Raw genomic sequence first — 17862 nt, 5'->3', positions numbered from 1 at the left:
TGCTTGTCCCGGGATCGCCGGAAAGCTGCCAGTTCGCTGGGAGCCTTCCGGCGATTTCGCGTTTCTCCGGCGAACTCAGCGGCGGCGGCCTATGGCGAATCCCGCCCAGAAGGCGAGGACCAGCAGGCCAAGGCCCGCGATGCCCAGGCCAAGCTGCGTCCCTTTACTCACGAATGAACCGTTGTCCCCCACGAACACCTCGTTGCTGAGTGGCGCGTAGGCAAACCACCCGACGTTCGTCTCCAGGTTGCTCCACGCCACGATGACCCCGGCGACCACCGCGATCAGTCCCAGCAAAGGCACGACGACGGTCGCCAGTTTGCGGGCAGGCCGCGGTGTGTTGTGTTCCCCGGCTGCGTTGTGTTCCCCCATGCGGCCGAGTCTAACCTGCGCGTCCTTACCCAACTGAGTCGCAGTTCAGGCCGTTTTGAGGGCTCAGAACGGCCTTAACTGCGACCTACTTGGGTTTCCCGGGGCCGCCCGCGATTCTGTACGACTCCTGCAGCAGCTCATCCAGCTCATCCACGTCGATTCGCTCGAGCCGGATCAGCATGAGTTGCGGGGATTGGTCGTGATGCGGGGTCCAGAAGAAGGTGTCAGGTTCCATGGCTGCGAGCGCTTCGCGTTCATCGGTTTTGACGGTGCCCACGCCTTCTTCCCAGATGCGGGCCATGAGCGTCTTGGCGAACCATGCCGGCTGTCCCCAGCTGGGACGCTCCTCACCCCGGGCATTCCAAGGCAGATGCGGCGGACATCGTCTTCTGTGGCCATGGGTTCACTGTGGCACCGTCAGGCCGGCTGCGACAAGACATGCCGGGCACCCGCCGCTACGCTGGGCCCATGTTGACTATCGGCAGCACCGTCCTGGGCGTCAATGACATGGCCCGGGCCACCTCGTTCTGGCATGGAGCCCTGGGCTACGTCCCCCGGGAGCCCGGCGATGACACGTGGGTGATCCTGGTACCGGCGTCCGGCTCCGGTCCCCAGCTTGCCCTCATGCTGAGTGAAACACCCGTGCAGGAGCATCCCCGCACACATCTGGATCTCTACGCGGATGACCAGGCAGCCAAAGTCGAGAGGCTCATCGGGCTCGGCGCCCACCACGTGGACTGGGACCTGTATCCCGAGGACCCGGATTTCGTGGTGCTCGCGGACCCTGACGGCAACCGCTTCTGCGTGATCGACAAGAGTCCGCGGTAGTACCGGCGTCGAGGGCTATTTACCCATCCCCAGTGTCAGTCCCTCGGTCAAGCGTCGACCCAACCATACGTAGATGATCAGCATCGGCAGGACTACGATCACGAGGCCGGCAAACAGCCCACCCCAGTCAGCGCCCGAGTAAGTCTGCTGCTGCACGAAGGAAATCAAGGCTACGGGCAGGGTGTATTTCTCGGTGGATTGAAGGAGCGTCAAGGCCAAAAGGGTTTCATTCCAGTGCGAGATGACCTGGAGGATGAACGCGGTCAGGATGCCACCCTTTGCCAGTGGCAACGTGATGCGCCAGAACGTCCCGAATGCGGTGGTCCCGTCAAGTGCCGCGGCCTCTTCCATTTCCAAGGGAAGGGAACGGAAGAACGCGGTCAGCAGGAAGACCGTGAAGGGCATGGAGACACCGATATACACCAGGTTCAAGCCGATGATGCTGTCCGTCAGGTACACCTTGTTCAGCATGACGAAGAGTGGAATCAGGATGACCTGCGCGGGAATGCCCAAACCCAGGATGAAGTACAGGCTCAAGCCCCGGGTCAGCCTGTTGTCCACCCGGCTCAGGTAGTAAGCGCACGGCGCGGCGATGGCAACGGTCAGGACCGAGGACACCACCGTGGTCAGCAGGCTGTTCCATGTGGCCACCGCGAAGTCTCCCACCGTCCAGGCCCGGACGAAGTTGCCGAAGTCCAAGGACGACGGCACGCCCCATGGGTCATCAAGAATGGCACGTGTGTCCCGGAATGCCTGGGCCACCATCCACACCAGTGCCGCGATACTGATCGCGACCACCAACCACAGCAGACCCACCCCGATGCCACGGACTACGCTGCGCTCGCCACGCAGCGCAGGACTGACGCCCCGGCGTCCCCGCCTGCGGGTGGAAGCCATGGGTCCCGGCAATTTGTATTCGCTCATGACATTTCCTTTAGAACTCGACGGCGTCGCGACGCATTGCGCGGCGCAGCAGGACAACCAAGATGGAGATCAGCGCCAGGGACAGCACGGCAGAGGCCGTTGCGGCTCCATAGGCCGGCGTTGACTGTCCGGAGAAAGCGTTGACGTAGGTGTAGACGGCGGCCGTCCAGCTCTGGGTTGGCGGCACCCCGGCCCCGGAACTTCCACCGAAGACCCAGACGATCTCGAAGATCTTCACCGACGAGATGGTCCACAGCACAGCACATGTACCGAAGACGTCCCAGGTCAGCGGGAGGATGACATACCGCAGCCTCTGGAATGCGGTGGCCCCTGCCAGGGCACAGTCCTCGTAGTAGTAAGGCGGAATACGGTCGACGCCGGCCATCAGGATGGTGGTGAAGTAACCGGTGGTAGTGCAGACCAGCGTGACCATGATGAGCGGGAAGATATTGTCCTGCGCCAGCCACTTTGGCGGATCCGTCACACCAAGAGGTGCCAGGATGCTGTTCACCATGCCGCCCGGGTTGAAGATGAAGCCTGCCAGCACGCCGAACACGAGCGCGTTGATGAGGTGGGGGAAGAAGATGACGTTACGGACCACCTTTTTCCCCGCCATGTCCCTAAGGACGAGTGTCATGGCAAAGGCGAGGACGAAGATTGCGGCCCCCACGACAAACAGCAGCAGCAACGTGTTGCCGAACGATGACAGGAACAGCGGGTCCCGGAAGATCCGGCCGTAATTGTCCAGTCCCACGAATTTCATGGGTCCGGAACCCGCCCACTTATGGAGGCTGATCCATACCGCGCCCAGGGCGGGAACGATGAAGAGGACGGTGTACAAGACGAATGCCGGACCTACGAAGGGAATCAGCAGTTTCTTGCGCTGCACGTCAATGGAACTGCCCTGCCGGCGGCCGTGAGCTGATGCCCTCGTGGCCACCGGATTGTGCGAGGCAGGATTCTGTAGTGTCACTTTCCCGGCGCGGGGCTCTTTCAGACCCAGGGACATCAGCCGTTGTCCTTCCAGTACTGGATCTGGGCTTCCTTCATCTTGCCCACGAAGTCCTTGGCCGTGGTCTTTCCGAGGAACAGTTCATCGTCCCTGGGGAAGAAGACCTTCTCGATGTAGCCGGGGAACGTCACGCCGTCGTTCTGCAGGTGGGTGGCCGGAGCGGCGTCGATGGCAGCTTTGACGCTTGCGACGGCGGGATCCACCGGCGCGTCCGACCTCACGGGCAGGACTTTGGCTTCCGTTCCCAGGGCGTTCTGGTACTTGGCGCCGAGCAGGAATGCCGCGAGTCGCTGCGCGGGGGCCTGGTTCTGCGATTTCGCAGGTACTGCAAAGCCGATGAAGTCCACCCGGGCACTGGCCGGCTTGTCGTCGATGGCCGGGAACTGGAAGGAGGAGTATTCGAAGCCGGGGGCGGCGTACGAGCCCGTTTCGGTAGGCGTCCAGGAACCGTTGAGGATCAGGGCTGCGTCGCGGTTTGCCCAAAGTTGCTGTTGCGCCGGGAACTTGCTCGCGTTGTAGCCACTGTTCAGGTACCCGCCCTTGACCAGGGTTTCCACCTTCCCTGCCGCTTCAAGGACAGCGGGATCGTCCCATCCTTCACCGGACTTGTCTTCAGCAAGGGCCTTGAAACTTCCTGCTCCCTTGAGCCGGAGCAGGGCCGTGACGAACCACGTGGAGTTGTAGCCGGCGATGTCACCGTCCGCAGCGATGGGAGCCGTTCCATCGGCCTTCAGCTTGTCCAAGACGTCAATGAATTCATCCCACGTAGCCGGCGGCTTCGCCTTAAGCTCCGGGTGCTTCGCAGCATCGAACCAGATGCCATCTGAACTGATGCTGTAGGGCACCATCCAAGGCTGTCCGTCTTCGCCCTTGAAGACGCCGTTGCTGGTGAACTTCTCCGGGATCAGCGAACTGACTGCTTTGCCGTCTACCTCGTATGAGTACACGGATGTCAGTGGGCTCGCCTGGCCGGTTTCCCCGATCACGGGCGCCAGCTTTGCGAACGTACCGTCCACCAGGTCCGGAACGTTGTTGGTGTTCAGCGCAGGCACCAGCTTTTCGGTGTTGCTGCGGCCCTGCCATTGGACACTGACCTTGGCTCCGGTTTCCTTTTCGAAGTCTGCAATGGCCGTGGCGATGACCTTCTGTTGGGGCTCGCCGTCCTTCCACATCGACCAGTAGTTGACGGTCTGGCCCGAGATGGAACCGGAGATATCCACGGCTTCGACGGCAGGAGAGGCATCGGTGGATCCGCCGCAAGCAGTGGCGGACAAAGCAAGGGCTGCACCCACCAGGGCGGCCAGCGGGCGAAGATGACGGGCTGTTTTGCCCATGGGGATCACCTTTCGAGTGAGGGGAACCAGCCGGATGCGGTTCAGTGAGACGACTCTCACAGCCCCCGAAAGCAGGATTCAATGAGTATTTTGGAAACTTTCGATGGGCGCCCGGCATCCCTTGCGAACGACAGGTTGGTTCGGCCGAATTAGGCATTTATTCCTCTTTTCAGACTGCCCAACAATCGAGGGGACCTGCGCGGTGTTCCGATCAAACGAGCCCGCGCTTCGCTCCGAGCTAAAGAGGGAAATTGATACGACTTGGAATCATTGGCGCAGGCGCCGTGGCACACTTCCATGCAGCATCCGCAGCGCGGATCAGCAATGTGGAATTGGCCGCCGTCTGCGACCTGCGGGATGAAGCCGCAGAGAGGGTCGCATCGCCATGGGGGGCTTCCGTCTATACCGACTACGCGGTGATGTTCCGTGAGGCCGGCCTGCACGCCGTCATCATTAATACCCCGCATGCACTGCACCTCGAGATGGTGGTGGCCGCAGCAGACCACGGGTTGCACGTGCTGGTGGAAAAGCCCATGGCCACCACCGTGGCCGACTGTGATCGCATGATCCGTGCCTGTGAGGAGGCCGGGGTGTCCTTGGTGATCGGCCAGATTCAGCATTTCCTTCCAGAGAAGCTGGCGGCCGAGGACGTGCTGGCCTGCGGAGAACTTGGCCGGGTCCTGATGATCCGCGACTACAGGACTACCGATTACCGTCCCGGGAGCCGTCCGGATTGGTTCTTCAGCGAGGCCATGGCTGGTGGTGGCGCCCTCATGAATATCGGCGGCCACTGCCTTGACCGCTCCATCTGGTTTGGTGGCGCCGCAGTTGGATCGTTGAACGCCTCCACCCTCAAGCGCTTCGGTGTTCCCGTAGAAACCGACGGCGCCATTGCACTGACGCTCAGGAACGGGGTCCATGTCAGCATCTCGGTGGTGTCCGATGCTGCCCAACGCATGGACGAGGTCCTTATCGTGTGCGAGCACGGCACCATCTCCTGCAGCCCGCACAACGGAACGTTGGTTCGCTGCAACGGCACCACCCGCACGGTGTGGGAGCCGCAGCCGGAGGACATCCAAGAGGGCTTCTTCCTGCAGTTGCAGGATTTCATCAGAGTGCTCGACGGTGGCGCACCCAAAGTCAGCGTTGAGCACGCCCGCCACATCGTCGAGGTAATCCTGGCTTCCTACCAGGCTGCCAGGACCGGGGGGCCGGTGGAGCTTGCAGAAACCGGCAACAGCATCAGCGCCGGACGCGCCCTGACCGAAGTCAGCTAGGAAGAACTTCAGTTGCGTTCGTGCCGCCGGCAGCGTCCGTGCCATCCCAGTTGGGTTGGGTGAAGGCCCCCAGCGGGTCCCCCAGCACGGACGCAGCCTGGCCTGCGCCTGCCACCGGAAGCCAGCTCCCGTCGAGCCCCGGCACAGCGTGGCGCTGGAACCAGTCCTGAAGTTGGGCACGCATGCCGGCCACCCGAGGGGAATGCGCCGGCCGATCCACGAGGTTGAGGCGTTCGTCCGGGTCGGCCACGAGATCGTAGAGTTCATGCGGTCCGTGCGGATACCGGTGCACGTATTTCCAGTCAGTGCTGCGGATCATCCGGACCGGACCGTATTCGTCGTAGACCACGACTGCGCGTTCCCCGGCAGCGGCCGCCTGCCCGCCGTCGTCGGGATTCCCACCGCTGGCATTCCCTGCTGGGTCCGGCAGCGCGCGCAACAGCTCCGCGAAGGACTGCCCCGGCCCGCGCTCGAAGGGACGGCAGTCCAGGCCTGCGAGCTCCAGCACTGTGGCGGCTACGTCATAAGCCGACAACAACTCCGTCAGCACCAGCCCCTGCTGGACTCTGCCCGGGAGCGCGAAGATCGCTGGAACCTTGACGGAGGAGTCGTAGACGTTCTGTGGGAACGTCCCGTTGCCCTTCCCCCAAATGCCGTGATGGCCGCAATTGAAGCCGTTGTCGCTGCTGAAGACCACCAGGGTGTTGTCCCGGATCCCGAGTTCCTCCAGCCGGCTGAGGACCACGCCGATCCCGGCATCCATGGCACTGACCGCAGCAAAGTATCCCACCAACGCGGCCTGTACGTCCGCCTCGCCGCCGATTGGCACACCCTCCACGGTGGGAGTCCAAGGGTGCCTTGCCTCCTGCGGGCAGCTGGCAAACATGCAGTCGCTGTAGAGCTCCTCGACCTCCGGCGGGTGTTGCCCCTTCCATGGTTTATGGGGGGCCGTGTAATTAAGCGCCAGGAAGAAGGGCGCCTGCTCCAGCGAAGCTTGGGTGATGAAATCCACCGCATCGCTGGTAATCGCGTCCGTCAAGTATTCGGTGACCGGTTCCCGGTGGCTGGCACCGCCGTCGAACCTGTACATCACCGAACGGTCATAGGGGCTGCCGCCGCCCTCCAGAGCGAACCAGTGACTGAAGCCCTTCCGGGGAACATCGTTGGCCCCAAGGTGCCATTTGCCGGACAAACCCAGGCGATACCCTGCGTCGGCGAGGTCATCCGTGAACAGGCGTTGCCCCTGCAGGTAATCGACGGCCTCCGGTCCCGTTTCAACGCCGGCCAAGTAGTCATGGACGCCGTGCCGCGAGGGGATCTCCCCGGTCATCAGGCTGGCGCGCGCTGGTGAGCAGACGGGCGAGACGCAGAAGAAGTTCTCCAAGCGCGTTCCACGGGCAGCGAGGGCATCCAGGTGTGGGGTGTGGATCTCGGTGTTTCCCGCGCAACCCAATGCCCATGCACCTTGGTCGTCGCTGAGGATGAAGAGAATATTTGGCTTTTTGTTGTACACCCTCCATTGCTACGCAGGGCGAAGGCAAGGAATCAATGAGCATTCCCGAACAGCACGAAAATACTCACAAGTGGAGGAAAATACTCTCTAAATACTCTCTCATCGGTGGTGCATGATAAGAGAAATTGTCTGTCCACAGGTGGAGATGGATCGTGCCAAAGAGGAAACAGGAACCGCAAGCGGACTCCGGTGCCACAGCACTTCGGGACACGGCAAAGGCCAATTTGAAGTTCCAGGACCTGAGTGACGACCTTCGCAGGGACATCATCGCCGGAACGTGGGCGGTGGGGACGAAACTTCCCACCGAGCAGCAACTGGCAGCAGAGACCGGGCTCTCCCTGACCACGGTGCGTCGGGCCTTCGAGGACCTTGTGGGCAAAGGGCTCGTGGTCCGGCGGCAAGGTGCAGGCAGCTTCGTCGCAGCACCCCAGCGTGCGCAGAAGCGCTCCCGTTTTGTCATCGGAGTCCTTCTCCCGGACACCCAGCTTTATTACCCGCGCGTTCTTCAGGGGATCGAGGAACATCTCTCCGCCCGCGGTGCAAGCCTGCAGTTGTCCACGTACCACTACGACTTCACCCGCGAGAACGCCAGCATCCAATTCCTCCTGGACGCCGGAGTGGATGGCCTCATCCTGGTGCCAACGCTGACCGGTTTGGCCAACCCCCAGCAGCGCGTTGCCGAGCTCATGGCCTTGCCCGTGCCGGTTGTCCTCCTGGAGCGGAGCCTGGACGATTTGGGGCCGGGAGACTTAACAGAGCACGTCTGCTCGGATCACCAAGGCGGAGCGTACGACGCCGTCATGCACCTTCACGGCTTGGGTCACCAAAAGATTGGGCTGCTCACGCGGGCGAATGAGGCCGCACGCAGCAGCAACCCAACTCAGGCGGCCGTCATCGCAGGGTACGAAGCCGCCATCGCTGCGTTGGGATTGGACGCCCATGGGAACCACCAGATGGCATTCAGCGCGACCAAGCCGGAATGGGAAGCCGATCAGGCGGAGCACATGTTCGAGTTGCTGGCAGGAAGTGGCGCCACAGCGGCCTTGGTCTTCGGAGACCGGGAAGCGGCTTTGCTGGAAGGAGCGGCGTCCAGGCACGGGGTTCGGGTGCCGGAGGATCTTGCCCTGGTTTCTTACGACGACGAAATGGCCGACCTCGCCCGGATACCACTCACGGCGGTCTCTCCGGCCAAGCACAGACTGGGCGTCATGGCGGCCGATGTCCTGTTGCGTCGTCTGACCGAAGGTGACGCGTGCCCGCTGTACCAAATCAGGCTCCGGCCACGCATTGTTGTCCGTGATTCGTGTGGGTCCAAGTTGGTCAGCCACCTCTAGCCCGTTGTGAGGCCAGCTCTGCATCCTTCCAGGGCCAAATGGCGCGCAGAACGGGCCTCACAACGAGGGTCTATCGGCGGAGCTTGATGAGCTTTGTCTGGCCGCTGAGTCCGGCGGTATCCAACGTCAGGGTGGTCTGGCCCGCAGCGTTTGTCCCCAGTGTGCCGGCACCTTCCAACACGCTGGACCACGTGCCCTCGGGCAGGGTCAATGTGAGGGTGGCAGCCTTTTGTGTTGGCTCGCTGACAGCCAGGTTGAGGACGTTGCCGTGCCTCGAGAACACCACACAGGCAGCTCCGGATGCACCCAAGTCCCCTGCTGTCCCGGGCTTCCAGAACGTAGCTGCCGTGGTCTTCGCGGTCTTGAACTCCACGGATTGCGCAGTGGCATCGTTGCGGATCACCCTGTATTTGTTTCCCTCCACCAGTTCTTGGGTCAGGTTTAGTGATGCGCCTGGTGCCACCAAATACGCATACCTGCCCGCGGAAGATCCGGCGCCATGGTCTATGTAGAGCGTGGCGAAGTTACGCTGATGGACCGTGGCACTGCCGTTGACGTTGACTCCAGCCCAACTGCCTGATCGGGTTTCCCGGAGCACATGAAGTGGAGAATCGTCCAGCATGGCGTAGCCCCCAAAACCTTCCAAATGTACCCAGCGCCCATCGCCCAGCACCTCAGCGCTGCCAGCTGATCCGGCGATGGTGCCTGCCGTCGTCGTGAGTGCATTGCTGCCCTGGTGCAGGTTGCGGTGGTCCACGATGGTTTCCACGCGTGCGCCGGACCCAGTGCTGATGTCCGCGCCAAGGCAGATGGTAACGTCGCCGCTGACAAACCAGGACTTCCGTGCGGACAGGCCCGTGCGGCCCGGCCCCACCAGATGCTGTCCGACGGCGGCCACCTCGCCCAGCGCGGTGGCCCCGCTCCATTCATTGGCCGGGACCGCAGCGCCCCATTCACCCTCCACCTTGTCCGGCAAGGGCGTGGTGTCCACGGTGGTGCCGGGGAGTCGGTTGTAGTTGGCCGTGGCCCAGAACGCGTCATCGTACTGGGCGAGGTCGGACGTGTAGAAGTAGGTCATGCCGGAACCCGTGTGATAGCCGCGGTTATTCTCTCCATTGCCGCACTCGTACCAGGCAATGCGATTGCTGGACATGGAGAGCGACAATGCCCATCCGGGTCCCCGGTGCATGGTGCGGTCCATCGCCGGGAAGAGCCTGTGGCCTGCCTGTTCTGCAAGAGGAGCAATGCCCATGGCTTGGAGCTCCTTCACCAGTGCCGTCCTGGGCAGGCTGGCTGCCGTCAGGATCGGGCGGTAGGTATTACGCGCAATCCAGCCCGCGCATAATCCCCTCCAGCGGGTGGCGGTAGCCGGATCCATGGCCCGGGCCAGGAGCAGGATGGCCTCGATGGCCGACGCCCCCAGGTCGTAACCCGTGTTGGCCTCCCGGCTGATGCTTCTGCCGCGAACAGAATCGGCCATGGCTCCGTTGATCATGACGGGAGCAAACGAACCCTCGACGGCGTCGAAGAAGATGCTGCGCGACGGGTCGGAAACCTCGAACGCCGTGCCTCCCAGCGCCGAGAACAACTTGGACAATCCGGTGAGGAGGACTACACCGTAGGAGCCCGTGTACGGGGTGGTGCTGTGTTGGATGAATGAACCATCGTGGAAGATTCCGTCCCCACTGGTGACGTACTGCCATACCTGGCTGAGTCCGGCGACTGCGTGGTTGAGTTTGGCCGGATCTTCGCCGGCCAAGGACCGGACGATGATTCCCTGGCACAGGTCCACCCTGTTGGCCCCCACAGACGTGATCTTTCCGCGCTTGGGTGGGAACTGCAGCCAAGGGTCGGGCACAAAGTGGTCAATCGCCGCACAGTAGGCAGTACGCTCGTCGGCGGACAGTTCCGCGTGCAGGAGCACCATGGCGTCCGCGAGTGCACGGGGTACACCGATTTCCCACGACCACCAGTTCCCAACTTCTTCCCGGGCGTCGTTGTAGCAGAGGGTGTTGGCGTCTGCGAGGCCGGCTTTGATGTCTGCCAGCACTGAAGCGTCCCCGAACACCGCCGTTGTTGGTGTTGCCCAGGCCGTAGCGAGCTGTGACAGGCGCGTGTACGTGGTGACCATTTCGGCGTCCTTGGCGAAGGACAAGTCAGTGAAGACCGACGTTCGGCCTGGAGCCCGGTTGAGTTTTGCCAAGGAGTCGGCAGCCTTGTTATTGACGGCAGTGACCGCTTTGGCGAAGTCCGGATCGCCCGCTTGGATGACATTGCGGCCTGTGATCTGGTCCACCCAACGGCTTCGCAACGCTGCGAACTCCGAGGCATCCGGTTCGGTTTCGGCCCACGCGTTCTGGGCGAACATCGAACTGACCATTGCTGCCAGGGACAGGGCACCGGCGCCCTGAAGAAGGGTCCTGCGAGGGAATTGAAGTGACAAGGAGTTGCTCCTAACACTCGTGGCTGGACAGGTTCCGGCGTCTTTCGCCGGGTCCGCCACTGGCTTGGGTTGAAGTCAACGCGAGGTGGAAGAGAGGAATAAAGCAGTACCGGTTTCCGCATCTGGAGGTGGAGTCCCAATTCCCTCAGACCCCTTCTGTAGAGTGCTCCCCATGGATGACAAAGCGATGTTGCTCGGCTATTTGCGGCTCCGGAGGGCGGACCTGCTCGGAAAGGTGGAGAACCTCAGCGAGTACGACGCCAGGCGGCCCTTGACCCCCACCGGCACCAACCTGTTGGGCTTGGTGAAGCACGTGGCCAGCGTGGAGCTGGACTATTTCGGGGTGACATTCGGGCGGCCCAGTGGCAGGGAGATGCCGTGGCTGGTGGAGGACGCCGAACCGGATTCCGATATGTGGGTCCCTGCAAGTGAGAGCAGGGAAGAGATCCTGGAACTGCACCACTTTTCGGCGAAGCACAGCGATGAGACCATCGAGTCCCTTCCCTTGGATGCGCTGGGCGTTGTGCCATGGTGGTCGGAGGAGAAGAAGAAGGTGACCCTCCACCAAATACTTGTCCACATGTGCGTGGAAACCGCCAGGCATGCCGGGCATGCGGACATCATCAGGGAGCTCATCGACGGCTCCGCAGGCCAAAGGCCGGGCGATCCCAACATCCCAAGCCGCAACTCCGAGGAATGGGCAGCCCACCGGTACCGCATCGAGGAAGCAGCAAGGGAAGCCGACCGCCGCCACTTCTGAACCTTCACAGCCCACGCATATGAAGGGCAAACCTCCGGCGTAGCCTCCCTCCGTAGAAATGAGGAATGACTCCTCCACAGACCAAGAACCGTAAGGGCAGCCGGACCCGGCGCGCCGTCGTCTCCGCCGTTCTGGCGGTCACTCTCTCTGCCGGGGGTGCCGCCGCCTGGGCCCTGGACCGCTTCGTCATTCCGCACGCAGAGATCACCAACGTCTCCGAGTACGAGGCAAGCCAGGCCGGCACTACGACAAACAGCGCGACGGAGGGGACTTCGGGTGACACCGGCGTCACCGTCTCCACGGTGACCACCGGCAGCGGTGACGACACCGTGACGTACTACGTTGCCGACGTCGTGCTTGATGATGCCACCACGCTGAAGTCGGCGTTCGCCGAGGACACCTATGGCGAGAACATTACGGAGACAACGTCCGCGATCGCCGAGGACCATAACGCCATCTTCGCCATCAATGGCGACTACTACGGCTTCCGGGACACGGGCATTGTGATCCGCAACGGCGTGGTGTACCGCGACGAGGGAGCGCGGCAGGGCCTGGCGTTCTACAAGGACGGCACCGTCAAGGTCTACGACGAGACCGCCACCACCGCTGACCAGCTGATCGCGGACGGGGTGTGGAACACCCTCTCCTTCGGCCCCTCACTGCTGGACAACGGTGAAATCGCCTCGGGCATCGAGGACGTGGAAGTAGATACCAACTTCGGCAACCACTCCATCCAGGGCGAGCAGCCGCGCACCGCCGTCGGCGTCATTGACGAGAACCATCTGGTGTTCGTGGTGGTGGACGGCCGCAGCCCCGGCTACAGCGCCGGTGTCACCATGACCGGCCTCGCGGAAATCATGAAGGACCTTGGCGCCACCACCGCGTACAACATCGACGGCGGCGGCTCGTCCACCATGTATTTCAATGGCTCCCTGGTGAACAACCCGCTCGGCGATAACAAAGAGCGCGGCACCTCCGACATCCTCTACATCGCCGAGTCATGATCATCCTGATACCGGCCTACGAGCCGGACCACCAGCTCATCAACCTCATCCGGAAACTCCAGGAAGCGGACCCGTGGCTGACCATTGTGGTGGTGGACGACGGCTCTGGACCGGACTACCTAAAGACGTTCGACGACGTTGCCCGGCTGGGGTGCCATGTGCTCAGTTACGCGGTGAATGGTGGCAAGGGCCACGCGCTCAAGAGCGGATTCTCCTTCATCGCGGAGTGCTTCCCGGGCCACGACGTTGTGTGTGCCGACAGCGACGGACAGCACGGCGTGGCCGACATTCTTGCCGTGGCGGACCGGGTCCGGAGCGTGACCGGCGCAATGGTGCTCGGTTGCAGGAATTTCTCCGGGAATGTCCCTGCCCGCAGCAAGTTTGGCAACACGGTGACCCGTGGCCTGTTCAGGATGGCGACAGGTCAAAGGATCCCGGACACCCAGACCGGGCTGCGTGGCTACCGGGCTGACATGCTCCCGTGGCTTGTGACGGTCCGCGGCCAGCGCTATGAGTACGAGCTCAATCTGTTGCTTGAGGCGAAACGGGCCGGCTATGGCATTGAATGTGTGGAGATTGCCACGGTCTACCTGGACCACAACCTGGGATCGCATTTCAGGCCTGTGGCCGACTCCCTCAGGATCTACGCCCCGCTGCTGAAGTTCCTCGGCTCGTCGCTGTCCGCATTCGTGGTGGACCTGGTGATGTTCCTGCTCCTCAGCGCGTTCACGGATTCGCTGCTGGTGGCCGTGGCGGGAGCCCGCCTGGTTAGTGCGTCCGTGAACTTCCTGGTCAATCGACGCCTGGTCTTTGAGCACGGCAGGGACACCTCGTTCCGTGCCGCGGCTACCGGCTATGTGGCCTTGGTAGTTGCTCTCTTATCCGTCAATTACGCCGCAATGTTGACTCTTACATCCTTGGCCGTTCCTGACGTGCTGGCCAAACTTGTCACCGAGGTGGCCCTGTTGGGTGTCAGCTATGCCGTACAGCAGCGCTTCCTCTTCGTCCGAAAAACCCGTGCCGCCTCAACGGAACCGGCCGCCACCGAAACACATATCCCAGCCTTGGTCCCGGCACAGTTTCAGCACAGCATGACCGGGAAAAGTGGAGACCAATCCCCCAAGAGATTCCGGAGTAACTGATGAACACCATCATCCTCATCGCAGCAGACCTCGCTGCCATCAGCATTTTGACGCTTGCCCTCTACCTCCGCCGCCACCGGCGCCGTGACCTGGTGGTCTCCTATCTGGGCATGAATGTTGGCGTCCTGGCAGTGGCCACGGCCTTGTCCGGTTCAGCTGCCGGTGTTGGCCTGGGATTGGGCTTGTTCGGTGTTCTCTCCATCATCCGGCTCCGGTCCACCGAACTGGCCCAACATGAGGTGGCCTACTACTTCTCGGCATTGGCCTTGGGGCTGATCGCGGGCATCGGGGTTGAGCCGCTCTGGCTGACCCTGGCCCTCATGGCGCTGGTCCTCCTGGTGATGTTCGTTGGCGACAACCCACGGGTACTGCCCGCCTATCGTCACCAGACCGTGGTCCTGGACCGGGCCATCAACAACGAGCCCGAGCTCTACGCCCGGCTGGAGGAAGTCCTCAGCGGCACCGTCCACTCGGCCACCATCCAGGAGCTGGACATGGTCAATGACAAAACAATCGTGGACGTCCGGTACGCGGTCCGGCCGCAGCAGCCGCGACACTCACAGCTCGGCTTCGACCAGCCCGCCGGTGCGCTCTCCCCTGCACCGCAGGAACTGCCGGCACACCACGCCCAGCCGGCCGTGCCCACCTCGGCAGGTGTAGCGTGAGCGGCGTCGACGCCCTACCGATCATGCCGCAACTGGGCGAGCTACCCGCCGTCGGACTTGAAGAACTCACCACGGAGGCCGCGCTGCTGACCCGGGTGGACCGCAAGTACCTGGTTCCGTCGGCTACGGCACGCACCATCCTCAGCACCTTCAGCACCGAGGCCCGGGTCCTGGAAATGAACGGGAACCGCACGTTCGCCTACGACTCCGTGTATTTCGATACCCCTTCGCTGGCCAGTTATATGCTGGCCGCCCATGGCAGGCGGCGGCGGTTCAAGATCCGCACGCGGACCTACGTGGACAGTGCTGTGAGCTTCCTCGAAGTGAAGACCGAAGGTGCCCGGGAGGCCACGGTCAAAGAACGGATCCCTTATGAGTTGTGCGACCGCGACCGGCTGACCGAGGAAGGGCTGGCCTATGTGAAGGAGACGTTGACCGCAGTGATGGGGGACGTGCACATCGGCCCCTTGGAGCCAGTGCTTTCTACACGCTACGACCGCACCACACTCTTCCTCCCCAAGTCAGGAAGCCGCGCGACCATCGATGCCGACGTCACCTGGCAGAGCCCGCATGGCCAACCGTGGATGCTGGACGACTCCGTGGTGATCGAGACGAAATCCGGCTCCGCTCCAGGCCCCTTGGACAGGCACTTGTGGGCGCACGGTGTCCGGCCGTGCCGCATCTCGAAGTTCGCCACCGGTATGGCCGCGCTCCATCCCGAGCTCCCGGCCAATCGTTGGAACCAAACCCTCCGGCGCAGGATGCCACTGCGCCCCCTCCACTGACTTTCCCTCCACAGACTTAGGAACCCACCATGCGCTCTTTCCGTACCGCCCTTTCCGTTGCCGCCGTCGCCTTGGCCGTATCGTTGGCAGGTTGCTCCACGGCCGCCACCAGCTCAACGTCCACCGGCACCACTGGCACGTCCACCACGACGACCACCACCCAGCATGCAGTCACCGCCGCCACCATCGAGGAAGACACACATTACGACAGCGACGACCTCACGTGGGACGCCGCAACTGAAGTGGCCATCAGCCTGGCCGACGGCGGCAGCAAAGTGACGTCGTCGTCCTCCACCGGCGTTGCGGTAGACGGCGACACCGTGACCATCAGCGCGGCTGGAACCTACCGGCTGAGCGGCTCGCTCAGCGACGGCCAAATCGTGGTGGCCGCGGGAGAGGAAGATACGGTGCGGATCATCCTGGACGGCGTGGAACTGGGCAACTCCGCGGGTTCGCCATTTGTGGTGCAGAGCGCGGACGAAGCAATCGTGTACTTGGACGACGGCAGCACCAACACGTTGACCGACGCCACCACCTACGCCGACCTGGGCGAAGACGCCCCCGACGCTGCGCTCTACTCCATGGCCGATCTCACCATCGCCGGGACCGGTTCCCTCACGGTCAACGGAAAATCCAATGACGGCATCGTGTCCAAGGACGGCTTGGTGATGGCTTCCGGCAAGGTCACCGTGGACGCTGTGGACGACGGCATCCGCGGCAAGGACTACACAGTCCTGCTGGACGGCGCCTACCAGGTGACCGCGGGGGGCGACGGAGTAAAGGCGGACAACGAGACGGACGAAGGCCGCGGTTGGTTGCTGGTCAGTGGCGGCTCACTGACCGTCAACGCAGGCGACGACGGAGTGAAGGCCTTCAACGCCCTCACCGTCTCCGGCGGGACCGTCACCGTAGCCGAGTCGGAGGAAGGCCTGGAGGCACAGCACATCGCCATCTCCGGCGGCGACGTCACGGTCACCGCGAACGACGACGGCGTGAACGCCTCGGGCGGTTCGTCCACCTCCGCGTCGACCGACGCTGACGCTGACGCGGGCGCCGGCGCGGGTATGGGCGGACCGGGTGGTGGCGGCATGGGCGGCGGAGAGATGGCAGCCGGTGACTACACCGTGGAGGTGTCCGGCGGAACGCTGACCATCAACTCCGAGGGCGACGGTCTGGACTCCAACGGCAGTGCCACCATTTCGGGCGGCACCGTAGTGGTCAACGGTCCCACCAACGACGGCAACGGCGCACTGGACGTGAACGGCGAGCTGGTAGTCACCGGCGGAACCGTGGCGGCAGCAGGCAGCGCAGGCATGGTGGTCACTCCGGGGAGCTCGTCCACGCAGTCCGGCGTGCAGCTGACCTTCGACTCGTCGGTATCCGTCGGCACTCCGGTGCACATTGTGGACTCCTCCGGTGCCGTGGTTGCCACGTTCGTGACCACCAAGACCACCGCGTCCTTGGTGTTCTCTTCCCCGGCCATCACGGATGGCGAAACCTACACGGTGTACACCGGGGGCAACGCCGACGCGAAGGCCGGGGTGACCACTGGTTCCACCGATGGAGCTGAGGAACAGGGCACAGTGACGGCGGGCCAGTACACCCAGGCACAAGGCCCGGGCGGCGGTGGCGGCCGCCGGTAAGCCTGAGGGCACGTTTGACCCAATGAGCGGGGCGGAGCTCGGATCCGCCCCGCCCATTGCCGTGCTTTCCCGTCGGGCGCTGTTGGGTGCGCCCAGCACGAGGTTGGCCGCCCCTGCAAGCCTCCCCCACAAACTTGATGCGAACTTGAGCCAAACGAAAAGGTTCCTTGATATAGCGGCGCCACGCTGGAATCAGTCGGAACACCAATACCGAGGGGTTTCGGCAACGAATCTCAAGTATGAAAGACATCGATGTGGGGGACGCAATGGAGCAGTCATCAGCACTCAGTGAGGTAGTTGCCGTCAAGGGCATCATCCAGGATCAACACCCCGTGGATTTCTACGCGCTGGGCGTCGCTGGATGCATCGACCGGCTGGCCGCGCCTCTCCGCCGCACCGGCGTCACCGTGCACTGGCACACCCCGCACCACGGCATCGAGATCTCGTCGAAGGCCGCCGCCCTCCTCTATCACGTGGCGCAGGAGACCTTCAGCAACACCCTCAATTACGCCGACGCCAGCCAGCTCACCGTCCGCCTCAACGCCGTCTACCACGGCATCCAGCTGACCATCACGGACGACGGCGCCGGTTTTGAAATCCACGCCTCGCCCAGCGGCCGGCGGCACGGTTTCGGCCTGCTGCTGATGTCCATCGCAGTGCACGACGCCGGCGGGACAGTAGACATCGACTCTGCACTTGGGCGGGGCACCAGCGTGAGGGTCACGCTGCCGCTGGATTGAGTCCGATTTGGGACCTTATTTGGGCTCCCAGCCATGGCCCAACCGCGTTGCCGGACGTATTCTGTAGCTACTTTTCAGCCTGACAT

16 protein-coding genes and 1 pseudogene are annotated in these 17862 nt (G+C 63.0%); 10 read left to right on the top strand and 7 right to left on the bottom strand.

All coding sequences use genetic code 11. The features are described from left to right. Positions 1 to 75: 75 nt before the first annotated feature. Both ACIQLI_RS18265 and ACIQLI_RS18260 read right to left on the bottom strand, forming a co-directional pair. Positions 76 to 372 (bottom strand): hypothetical protein, encoded by a 297-nt coding sequence (locus tag ACIQLI_RS18265; protein WP_400390914.1) that lies wholly within the window; start codon positions 370 to 372, stop codon positions 76 to 78. An 85-nt stretch (positions 373 to 457) separates the two neighbouring features. Next, a pseudogene (locus ACIQLI_RS18260) lies at positions 458 to 771 on the bottom strand (MmcQ/YjbR family DNA-binding protein). 69 nt (positions 772 to 840) lie between these two features. Between ACIQLI_RS18260 and ACIQLI_RS18255 the strand changes: the two are divergent. After that, positions 841 to 1200, top strand: coding sequence for a VOC family protein (locus ACIQLI_RS18255; RefSeq protein ID WP_400390912.1), 360 nt, complete (start codon positions 841 to 843; stop codon positions 1198 to 1200). A 15-nt stretch (positions 1201 to 1215) separates the two neighbouring features. On the opposite strand, the gene ACIQLI_RS18250 is transcribed toward ACIQLI_RS18255, so the two are convergent. Genes ACIQLI_RS18250 through ACIQLI_RS18240 form a run of 3 tightly spaced genes read right to left on the bottom strand, consistent with a single transcriptional unit; the run spans position 1216 to position 4470 of the window. Then, positions 1216 to 2124 (bottom strand): carbohydrate ABC transporter permease, encoded by a 909-nt coding sequence (locus ACIQLI_RS18250; RefSeq protein ID WP_400390911.1) that lies wholly within the window; start codon positions 2122 to 2124, stop codon positions 1216 to 1218. A gap of 10 nt (positions 2125 to 2134) precedes the next feature. Further along, positions 2135 to 3133 carry a carbohydrate ABC transporter permease gene (locus ACIQLI_RS18245; RefSeq protein WP_400390909.1) on the bottom strand — a complete coding sequence of 333 codons (999 nt, stop codon included), beginning with the start codon at positions 3131 to 3133 and terminating at the stop codon, positions 2135 to 2137. Further along, positions 3133 to 4470 carry an extracellular solute-binding protein gene (locus ACIQLI_RS18240; RefSeq protein WP_400390907.1) on the bottom strand — a complete coding sequence of 446 codons (1338 nt, stop codon included), beginning with the start codon at positions 4468 to 4470 and terminating at the stop codon, positions 3133 to 3135. The genes ACIQLI_RS18245 and ACIQLI_RS18240 overlap by 1 nt, the downstream gene beginning before the upstream one ends. A 251-nt stretch (positions 4471 to 4721) precedes the next feature. On the opposite strand from ACIQLI_RS18240, the gene ACIQLI_RS18235 reads away from it, so the two are divergent. Next, positions 4722 to 5747, top strand: coding sequence for a Gfo/Idh/MocA family protein (locus ACIQLI_RS18235; RefSeq protein WP_400390905.1), 1026 nt, complete (start codon positions 4722 to 4724; stop codon positions 5745 to 5747). Here ACIQLI_RS18235 and ACIQLI_RS18230 read toward each other — a convergent pair. Beyond that, positions 5740 to 7260, bottom strand: a complete 1521-nt coding sequence (locus ACIQLI_RS18230; protein ID WP_400390904.1) for a sulfatase-like hydrolase/transferase — start codon at positions 7258 to 7260, stop codon at positions 5740 to 5742. The genes ACIQLI_RS18235 and ACIQLI_RS18230 overlap by 8 nt on opposite strands. 152 nt (positions 7261 to 7412) lie before the next feature. Between ACIQLI_RS18230 and ACIQLI_RS18225 the strand changes: the two genes are divergently transcribed. After that, positions 7413 to 8594, top strand: coding sequence for a substrate-binding domain-containing protein (locus tag ACIQLI_RS18225; protein WP_400390903.1), 1182 nt, complete (start codon positions 7413 to 7415; stop codon positions 8592 to 8594). A gap of 70 nt (positions 8595 to 8664) precedes the next feature. Here the strand turns inward: ACIQLI_RS18225 and ACIQLI_RS18220 are convergent, their stop codons facing one another. Further along, positions 8665 to 11037 carry a polysaccharide lyase 8 family protein gene (locus ACIQLI_RS18220; protein WP_400390901.1) on the bottom strand — a complete coding sequence of 791 codons (2373 nt, stop codon included), beginning with the start codon at positions 11035 to 11037 and terminating at the stop codon, positions 8665 to 8667. Between the two features lie 172 nt (positions 11038 to 11209). Here ACIQLI_RS18220 and ACIQLI_RS18215 point away from each other — a divergent pair, with 172 nt between their 5' ends. From ACIQLI_RS18215 to ACIQLI_RS18185, 7 genes are all read left to right on the top strand, one after another. After that, positions 11210 to 11797 (top strand): DinB family protein, encoded by a 588-nt coding sequence (locus ACIQLI_RS18215; protein WP_400390900.1) that lies wholly within the window; start codon positions 11210 to 11212, stop codon positions 11795 to 11797. A 65-nt stretch (positions 11798 to 11862) separates the two neighbouring features. Beyond that, complete coding sequence (locus ACIQLI_RS18210) at positions 11863 to 12801, top strand: phosphodiester glycosidase family protein (RefSeq protein WP_400390899.1); 939 nt, start codon at positions 11863 to 11865, stop codon at positions 12799 to 12801. Continuing rightward, complete coding sequence (locus ACIQLI_RS18205) at positions 12798 to 13943, top strand: GtrA family protein (RefSeq protein ID WP_400390898.1); 1146 nt, start codon at positions 12798 to 12800, stop codon at positions 13941 to 13943. The genes ACIQLI_RS18210 and ACIQLI_RS18205 overlap by 4 nt, the downstream gene beginning before the upstream one ends. Beyond that, on the top strand, positions 13943 to 14608 hold the full coding sequence (locus ACIQLI_RS18200; RefSeq protein ID WP_400390896.1) for a DUF4956 domain-containing protein: 666 nt from the start codon (positions 13943 to 13945) through the stop codon (positions 14606 to 14608). The genes ACIQLI_RS18205 and ACIQLI_RS18200 overlap by 1 nt, the downstream gene beginning before the upstream one ends. 23 nt (positions 14609 to 14631) lie before the next feature. Beyond that, positions 14632 to 15393: a polyphosphate polymerase domain-containing protein gene (locus ACIQLI_RS18195; protein WP_400390946.1), complete on the top strand. Its 762-nt coding sequence runs from the start codon at positions 14632 to 14634 to the stop codon at positions 15391 to 15393. Between the two features lie 29 nt (positions 15394 to 15422). After that, the gene (locus ACIQLI_RS18190) at positions 15423 to 17036 is read left to right on the top strand and encodes a carbohydrate-binding domain-containing protein (protein ID WP_400390895.1); all 1614 of its coding nucleotides are present in this window, start codon (positions 15423 to 15425) and stop codon (positions 17034 to 17036) included. Between the two features lie 239 nt (positions 17037 to 17275). Further along, the gene (locus ACIQLI_RS18185; RefSeq protein ID WP_354227938.1) at positions 17276 to 17776 is read left to right on the top strand and encodes an ATP-binding protein; all 501 of its coding nucleotides are present in this window, start codon (positions 17276 to 17278) and stop codon (positions 17774 to 17776) included. The last annotated feature ends 86 nt before the right edge of the window (positions 17777 to 17862 follow it).

The sequence above is a fragment of the Paenarthrobacter sp. NPDC091669 genome, from assembly GCF_044756725.1.
GTDB classification, from domain to species: domain Bacteria; phylum Actinomycetota; class Actinomycetes; order Actinomycetales; family Micrococcaceae; genus Arthrobacter; species Arthrobacter bambusae_C.
The sequence above is the reverse complement of the archived record's forward strand: the minus strand, read 5'-3'. Positions and strand labels throughout refer to the sequence as shown.

What these genes read in the sequence shown, in the direction of transcription:
- ACIQLI_RS18200 (WP_400390896.1), top strand. Translation starts at nt 13,943, where the DNA reads ATGAACACCATCATCCTCATCGCAGCAGACCTCGCTGCCATCAGCATT.
- ACIQLI_RS18265 (WP_400390914.1), bottom strand. Translation starts at nt 372, where the DNA reads ATGGGGGAACACAACGCAGCCGGGGAACACAACACACCGCGGCCTGCC.
- ACIQLI_RS18185 (WP_354227938.1), top strand. Translation starts at nt 17,276, where the DNA reads ATGAAAGACATCGATGTGGGGGACGCAATGGAGCAGTCATCAGCACTC.
- ACIQLI_RS18195 (WP_400390946.1), top strand. Translation starts at nt 14,632, where the DNA reads ATGCCGCAACTGGGCGAGCTACCCGCCGTCGGACTTGAAGAACTCACC.
- ACIQLI_RS18215 (WP_400390900.1), top strand. Translation starts at nt 11,210, where the DNA reads ATGGATGACAAAGCGATGTTGCTCGGCTATTTGCGGCTCCGGAGGGCG.
- ACIQLI_RS18205 (WP_400390898.1), top strand. Translation starts at nt 12,798, where the DNA reads ATGATCATCCTGATACCGGCCTACGAGCCGGACCACCAGCTCATCAAC.
- ACIQLI_RS18250 (WP_400390911.1), bottom strand. Translation starts at nt 2,124, where the DNA reads ATGAGCGAATACAAATTGCCGGGACCCATGGCTTCCACCCGCAGGCGG.
- ACIQLI_RS18240 (WP_400390907.1), bottom strand. Translation starts at nt 4,470, where the DNA reads ATGGGCAAAACAGCCCGTCATCTTCGCCCGCTGGCCGCCCTGGTGGGT.
- ACIQLI_RS18210 (WP_400390899.1), top strand. Translation starts at nt 11,863, where the DNA reads ATGACTCCTCCACAGACCAAGAACCGTAAGGGCAGCCGGACCCGGCGC.
- ACIQLI_RS18245 (WP_400390909.1), bottom strand. Translation starts at nt 3,133, where the DNA reads ATGTCCCTGGGTCTGAAAGAGCCCCGCGCCGGGAAAGTGACACTACAG.
- ACIQLI_RS18190 (WP_400390895.1), top strand. Translation starts at nt 15,423, where the DNA reads ATGCGCTCTTTCCGTACCGCCCTTTCCGTTGCCGCCGTCGCCTTGGCC.
- ACIQLI_RS18255 (WP_400390912.1), top strand. Translation starts at nt 841, where the DNA reads ATGTTGACTATCGGCAGCACCGTCCTGGGCGTCAATGACATGGCCCGG.